The sequence below is a fragment of the Streptomyces sp. NPDC044002 genome (genome assembly GCF_056434525.1).
Genome location: NZ_JBWKEZ010000086.1, coordinates 22,063 through 29,558 on the forward strand (window position 1 = coordinate 22,063; position 7,496 = coordinate 29,558).

Annotated in this window: 2 protein-coding genes; both read right to left on the minus strand. The window is 72.5% G+C overall.

The features are described from left to right. Positions 1–54: 54 nt before the first annotated feature. Entirely contained in the window at positions 55–5,445 is a 5,391-nt protein-coding gene (gene pulA / locus AC07A6_RS37200) for a pullulanase-type alpha-1,6-glucosidase (protein WP_478780077.1), read from the minus strand. A gap of 37 nt (positions 5,446–5,482) precedes the next feature. Then, complete coding sequence (locus AC07A6_RS37205) at positions 5,483–7,222, minus strand: carbohydrate-binding module family 20 domain-containing protein (protein ID WP_478780078.1); 1,740 nt, start codon at positions 7,220–7,222, stop codon at positions 5,483–5,485. Positions 7,223–7,496: the final 274 nt, after the last annotated feature.

Genomic DNA, 7,496 nt, shown 5'->3' on the forward strand with positions numbered 1-7,496 from the left:
CGGCGGTGCCGGAGTTCCTCCTCCGGCACCGCCGTCCTGGGTCGAAGGCCGTGCTCAGCCGCGCCTGAACACCGCGACCGTGCGTGCCGGGGCGGTGAACTCCCCCGTCGCGGGGTCGTACGCGGACCGCTTCACCGCCGGGTCCGCGCCCGCCGCCTGCACGGGGTGCAGGGCGTAGCCGGTGCCGGCGAGGGCGGGTACGCGCTGGCGCTGGTCGGCGGGGGTGGCGTTGAAGACGACCACCAGGTCGCCGAGGGCCATGGTGAGGACGCCCGGGGTCTCTCCGGGCCCGGACAGCGGGAACGACAGCCGCTGCTGCACGGCCTCGGCTGTGGTGAGGGCGAAGGCTGGCTCCGTCGTACGGATCCGCAGCAGGTCGCGGTAGGCGGCCGAGGCTCCGGTGATCTCCGCGCAGCCGGGGGCCGGGCCGGTCAGCAGGGGCTTCGCGTAGGGCCACTTGGCGCGGTTGTCGGCGGCGGGCGGCAGGCCCCGGCCGAAGCCGTTGCCGTCGCGGCAGTCCCAGTGCAGGGCGTTGAACCAGTCGCCGCTGTCGAAGGAGTTGCGGTCCAGCGACTTCGAGCGGAGCAGGTCGGTGCCCGCCTGGGAGAGGGCCGGGCCCTGGGAGAGGGCTGCGGTGGCCATGGCGAGGACCTGCATGCGGGCCCGGTCGGCGGTGGGCGTGCCGGCGGGCAGCTTGTAGGCGAGGGCGTCGTACAGGGACTCGTTGTCGTGGGCGTCGGCGTAGGCGAGGGCGTCGCCGGGGGCGGCCGCGTAGCCGGCCGGGGTGCCGTTGTAGTCGACCCCGGCGCCCGTGGTGCGGCGGCCGGCGGAGTCGGTGAACGCGTACGAGGCCAGGTTGCCGGAGAGGCCGACCTTCAGGAGGTCCTGGGCGTGCAGCAGGCGGGCCCGCTGCTCGGCCGGGGTGCCGTTGGCGGGGGAGCCGTTGGGGTCGGTGAACAGGCCGGAGGCGAAGCCCTGGACGCGGGGGTCCTCGTCGAAGGGGCCGCCGCCGCGGACGGCGTCGCGGGCCCGGTCGGAGAAGGTGGCGATGCCGGTGCCGGCCATGTTCTTCTGCGTGGCCTGCACGAACCGGGCGTCGTCGGCGACCTCGCCGAAGTTCCAGCCCTCCCCGTAGAGGACGATCTTCTTCCCGTCGACGCCGTCCTTGGCGACGGTCAGCTCGTCGAGGGCCTTGCGGACGGCCAGGACGTTGGCCTTCGGGTGGTGGCCCATCAGGTCGAAGCGGAAGCCGTCGACCTTGTACTGCCTCGCCCAGGTGACGACCGAGTCCACGACGAGGCGGCCCATCATGGCGTTCTCGGGGGCGGTGTTGGAGCAGCAGGTGGAGGTGGCGACGGAGCCGTCGGCGAGGAGCCGCTGGTAGTAGCCGGGGACGATCCGGTCGAGGACCGACTTGTCCGACTGCCCGGAGGCGACGGTGTGGTTGTAGACCACGTCCATGACGGTGCGCAGGCCGGCGCCGTTCAGCGACTGGACCATCCTGCGGAACTCGACGGTGCGGGCGGTGCCGTTCGGGTCGCTCGCGTACGAGCCCTCGGGGACGGTGTAGTGCAGCGGGTCGTAGCCCCAGTTGAAGCCGTCCTTCGCGGCGGCCGCGGCGACGCAGGCCTGCTGCTGCTCGGAGTCGGGGGCGTACGTCTTGAGGTCGCAGGCGGGTTCGGTGCGTGCCTTCGGGTCCTCGGGGACGGTCCCGAAGTCGAAGGCGGGCAGGAGGTGGACGTACGAGGTGCCGGCGGCGGCCAGTTCGCGCAGGTGCCGCATGCCGTCGGAGCCGGTGTCGGTGAAGGCCAGGTACTGGCCGGGGTGCTTGGTGGTGGCGTCCGCGATGGAGAAGTCGCGGATGTGGAGCTCCTGGATCTGGGCGCTGGTGAAGGGGACGGGCGCGGGCTTGCGCAGCTCCTTCCAGCCGGGCGGGGCGAGCTTCGGGTCGGCCAGGTCGACGGCGAGGCTGTGGGTGGAGTCGGTGGTCAGGGCGGTGGAGTAGGGGTCGGTGACCAGGTTGCGGACGATCTGGCGGGTGCTGGGGGCCCAGACGGTGACGGCGTAGCGGTAGGGCTTGCCGGTCCAGGAGCGTTCGCCGCGCACCGACCAGACGCCGGTGGTGTCGTCGCGGCGCATGGGGACGGTGCGGCCGTCGAGTTCGAGGGCGACCTGCTGGGCGGTGGGGGCCCAGACGGAGAGGGTGGGGCGGCCGTCCTTGAAGACGGGGCCGAGGGGGCTGTTGTTGGCGTACAGGTCGTCGAGGACGCCGGCGAGCTGGACTCCGGTGGCGGCGAGGACGGCGCCGTTCGCGGCACGGGCGCTCGCGACGAGCTGGCCGCGCAGGGCCTCGCGTACGCGGTCGCGGTCGCGGGGGTCGACGGTGTAGGCGCCGTACGCGGCCAGGTGCGGGAACCTCTGCTTCTGGGCGGGGGTGAGGGCGGAGCGGTTCAGCCGCAGCCACTGGGCGCCGGCCTCGTGCAGGACGCCGGCGTCGGTGGTGATCCGGCCGTAGCGGGAGGCGAGGAGCTGGAGGGAGGCGGCGGTCTGCGGGGCGTTCCAGGCGAGGGTGTCGCGGTCGATCCAGACGGCCTCGGCCTTGGTGAGGTCGAGGGCGGCGGAGGAGCCGGCGGGCTGCGGGAGGAGGTACTTCTCGCGGCCGCCGAGCAGCCACACCTCGTGGCCGTTGGCCTTCAGGTCGAGGGACTGGTCGGCGGGCAGGTCCTTCTGGTCGCCCTTGTGGAGGATGTAGCTCAGGCTGGTGGCGCCGGGGGCGAGGGGGACCTCGTAGACGGCGCCGTAGGAGTCGGTGCGGACGGGCATGAGGGGCTTGGACCAGTCGGTGGGGGTGGCGGCGCCGGTCCACACGTGCAGGCCCCAGCCGTCGTGGGCGCCGTCGGGGCGCTGGTAGTGCAGGACGGCCTTGGCCCGGTCCTGCGGCGGGTAGGCGGGGCGGTCGGTGCGGGCGGGTTCCTTGCCCTGTTCGAGCCAGATCTCGCCGGTCTTCGTCAGGTCGAGGGTGCGGTCGGCGGCGACGTCCTTGTTGCCGTCCTTGTCGATGACGAGGTAGCCGATCGAGGAGGCGCCGGGCTTCAGGCGGACGTACGCGAAGGCGCCGTAGGCGTCGCGGCCGGTGAAGGGGTGCCCCTCGGGCCAGGGCGTGGCCTCTCCGTCGGCGAGGTCGCCCCAGGCGTACAGGCGCCAGTTGGTGTAGTCGCCGTCGGGGCGGTTGTAGTGGACGACGGCGTAGTCGCGCTGGGTGGCGGTGGGGGGTGTGGGCGGCGGGGTCCGCCCGGTGGTGGAGGCGGCGAGGGCGGAGGCGGTGCGGCCGGCGGAGTCGACGGCGACGGCCTTGTAGCGCAGGGGCGTGCCGGCGGGGGTGGCCGGGTCGAGAGGGTGGGTGGTCTTGTAGGGGGCGTGGTCGGCGGAGCCGAGGACCTGCCACTTGCCGGTGCCGGTCTGCGCGGCGAAGACGACGCGGGTGAGGGCGCCGGGGCCGGCGCCGGGGGTGACGTCGGCGGACAGCTCGACGGTGCCGGTGGCACCGGGGGCGGGGGCCTTGAGGGTGAGCGCGGGCTTGGCCGCGGGGGCGGGCAGGGGGGCGGTGGCCCGGAGGACGACGGTGCCGAGGGCGGGCAGGTTCAGGGTGAGCCTGCCGGCCGGGGAGGCGGTGACGGGGGCGGGGGCCGCGTAGGGGGTGCCGCCGGGGCCGGTGGCGCCGTAGAGGGGGAGGTAGGAGGCGCCGGGCGGGGCGTCGACCTCGACGGTACGGGCGGTGCCGCCGTTGTTGGCGGCGACCAGGTACTCGGTACGGGTCCTGGGGTCGGTGCGGGCGAAGGCGTACGCGGAACCGTCGGCGAGGCGCTCGCTCTGGATGCCGTCGCGCAGGGCCGGGTGGGCCTTGGTCAGCTTCGAGAGAGCACTGATCTGGGTGTAGAGCGGGTGCTCCGGATCGTATGCATCGCTCGCGTGGGTGCGCGCCGTTCCGAGCTGGTCGTCGTCCAGGTAGTCGGCGACGCGGGTGGCGAACAGCGGCTGGCGGGCGTCCTTGTCACCGCCGGATCCGGTGAAGCCCTGCTCGTCGCCGGAGTAGACCACCGGGTTGCCCCGGGAGAGGAACATCAGCTCGTTGGCCAGCCGGTACCGGTCGAGCAGCTCCCGCTCCCCCGCCCCGGGCCGGTCCTGCTTCAGGAAGGAGGCGAAGCGGCCCATGTCGTGGTTGCCGAGGAAGGTCACCTGCTCGTAGGCGTTGGCCTTGTCGGTGGTGTACCGGTAGTCGTCGGCGAGTACGGAGCCCAGCCGGCCGGCGGGCGCGCCCTGGGAGGCGTAGGCGCGGATGGCGTCCTGGAGCGGGAAGTCGAGGGTGGCGTCGAGGCGGCCGCGGGTGACGTAGGGGGAGGTGACGGCGGTGTCGGCCGAGTACACCTCGCCGAACATGAAGAAGTCCGGACGGCCGCGCCGGGCCGCGTACGTGTCGAGGGCGGTGGCCCACTGGGTCCAGAAGCCGGTGTTGACGTGCTTGACCGTGTCGATGCGGAAGCCGTCGATCTCGTAGTCCTCGACCCACTTCTCGTAGATCTTCTCCATCCCGCGGACGACCTCGGGGCGCTCGGTCCACAGGTCGTCGAGACCGGAGAAGTCGCCCTGCTCCGAGGACTCCCCGGCGAAGGTGGAGTCGCCCCGGTTGTGGTACATCGCCGGGTCGTTGAGCCAGGCGGGGACCTTGACGTCCTTCTTCCCCTCGGGCACGAAGGGGGTGCGGGGGAAGGAGGCGGGTCCCGTCGCGGGGAACTTCCCCTTCCCGTCCCCGTATTCCGCGTCGTCGAAGGGGACCCCGTCCTTGGTCAGATAGGGGAAGGCCCCCTTCGACAGGTACTCGTGGGAGCCCTCACGGTAGTCGACGACGTCGGCGGTGTGGTTGGTGATGACGTCGAAGAAGACCTTCATCCCCTTGCGGTGCGCCTTGTCGATGAGCCGTTCCAGGTCGGCGTTGGTGCCGAAGTGCGGGTCGACCTGGGTGAAGTCGGTGATCCAGTAGCCGTGGTAGCCGGCCGAGGCGTCAGCGCCCTTGCCCTGCACGGGCTGGTTCTTGAAGATGGGCGCCAGCCAGATGGCGGTGGTGCCGAGCCCCTTGATGTAGTCGAGCCGGTCGGTGAGCCCCTTGAGGTCCCCGCCCTGGTAGAAGCCCTTGTCCGTCGGGTCGAGGCCCGTCTCCAGGCGGCCGCCGGTCAGCCCGCCCCGGTCGTTGCGCGGGTCGCCGTTGGCGAACCGGTCCGGGAGCACGAAGTAGAACTGCTCGCGGGTCAGGTCGTGCCGGGCCGGCTCGGCCGCCAGTTTCGCGTCCGACGGCGGTGCCGGGGCCTGCGCGGCGGCGGCCGCGGGGAGGGCGGGCAGGAGCGTCACGGCCAGGGCGGCTGCGACGGCTCCCGCGGCGGGGCGTATCAAGGGGTTTCTCCTCGGGGTCGGGCGGTGCGGTCGGAGGTCAGTTGCGCCAGGTGTCGGTCAGCGCGACCTTGCCGTTGGCGGGGACGGTGGCGTTGCGGTTGGCCCCGCTCTCCCAGGTGACGTTCCCGGAGGCGTCCTTGCGGACGTACTTGTAGGCGAAGGAGGTCCCGGCCGGGAGGGCGACGTCGAGCTTCCACACGGGGTAGGCGGCCGGGTCGAGCTTGAGGGCGGCGGCGGTGTTCCAGCCGCCGAGCTCGGGGCGGTCGCCGGTGACGTAGACGTCCTGGCCGGGGACGGTGGTGGCGTTCACGGCGAACGAGGCCCCGGAGGTGGAGGACGCCGGCGCACAGCTTCGGGCGCCGACGTGCAGGGCGAGGGCCGTCTGCGGCTGGAGCGTGGCGGTGAACCGGCCGGCGGAGTCGACGGTCACGGCGCGGCCGATGCCGCCGCTGCCGCCGCTCTGCACGTCGCAGTAGGTGCCGGCGGGGAGGGAGGTCTGGAAGGTCCGGGTCAGCGCGGTCGCCTCGTGGTTGAGGGCCACGTACGCCTTGGCCCCGCGCCCGAAGGCGATCTGGTCACCGCCGTTGTCCCACCAGTCGCCGACGCCCTGCCCGCGCGCGGTGTTCCGCCAGGCCACCATGGAGGAGATCTCCGGCCAGGCGTGCTGGCACTTCCACCCGTCGGAGTAGCAGGCGTTCACGGTGCCGCCGTTCGGCGGACCGGCGTCCTTGTCCGTCCACTCGTAGCCGGAGTGCACGTCGGGCGAGCCGTAGGGCCAGGCCAGCATGAACACGCTGGCGAGGGTGTAGTCGGCGCCGTTCTTGTAGTTGAGGGTCTCGCCGTTGCGCTCGGTGTCGTGGTTGTCGACGAACACCCCGGACTTGGAGGAGGCCATGTACCCCCAGGCCTCACCGAAGTTCTTCAGGTAGGCGAGGTTCTCGTTCTGGAAGACCCGCTTGAGGTCCCGGGCGTACCGGAACTCCTGCACGTCGCCGGAGGGCAGGTACTCGGCCGGGTCGACGGCCTCCCCCGCCCCGAATATCGCCTCCTGCTTCCAGTACACGGAGGGGTTGGCCAGCCGGGACTTGATGTTGGCGAGGTCGGCGGCGGGCATGTGCTTGGCGGCGTCGATCCGGAACCCGTCGACTCCGAGGGAGAGCAGGTCGTTGAGGTAGGCGGCGATCCGCCCGCGCACGTACTCCTCGCCGGTGTCGAGGTCGGCGAGCTTGACGAGCTCGCAGTTCTGGACGTTGGCCTTGTCCTGGTAGTTGGAGATCTCGGCCCGGCAGTCGTCCATGTCCGCGCCGGAGTAGAGCCCGGGGTAGGAGTACTTGCCGTACGTCGACCCGCCGGTCCCGGTGAACGTGGCGCCGGGGTCGGCGGGGCCGGCCATGTGGTTGATGACGGAGTCGGCGACGACCTTCACCCCGGCGGCGTGGCAGGCGTCGACCATCCCCTTGAAGGCGGCCCGGTCCCCGAGCCGCCCGGCGATCTTGTAACTGACGGGCTGGTACGAGGTCCACCACTGGGACCCCTGCACGTGCTCCTGCGGCGGCGACACCTGCACGTACCCGTACCCGGCGGGCCCGAGGGAGTCCGTGCACGCTTTGGCGACGTCGGCGAACCGCCACTCGAACAGCACGGCGGTGACGTCCTTCTCCCCGGGCGGAGCGGCGGCTGCCTGCGGCGCCTGGGCCGTGAGCGAGACGGCGGCGAGCGCGGCGGTCGCGAGGGCGGCTCTGCCGGCGCGCGCGGACAGGGATCTGGATCGAGCCATGCGGGGGTCCTCCTGGCGGGAAGGCGTGGGGGCGTGGGGGGGTGCACGCGACCGTAGGGGGGCGACCAGGAGTGTTGCAAGAGCTTGCGCAAGAGATTGCAGAATTGTTTCCGCGGGCCCGCCGTATTGCGGGGCGGCGGGGTGGGAGCGGTGTCCAACTGGACCGGATCAGGGACGGTTTGGGGGCTTCCCGTCAGTCCCATCGTCCTTCCGTGTCGTGCCGGCCTGTCAAGGGCGCTCCCTTCGGTCGCGTCGCTTCGCGATCGCCTTCGGC

What these genes read in the sequence shown, in the direction of transcription:
- AC07A6_RS37205 (WP_478780078.1), bottom strand. Translation starts at nt 7,222, where the DNA reads ATGGCTCGATCCAGATCCCTGTCCGCGCGCGCCGGCAGAGCCGCCCTC.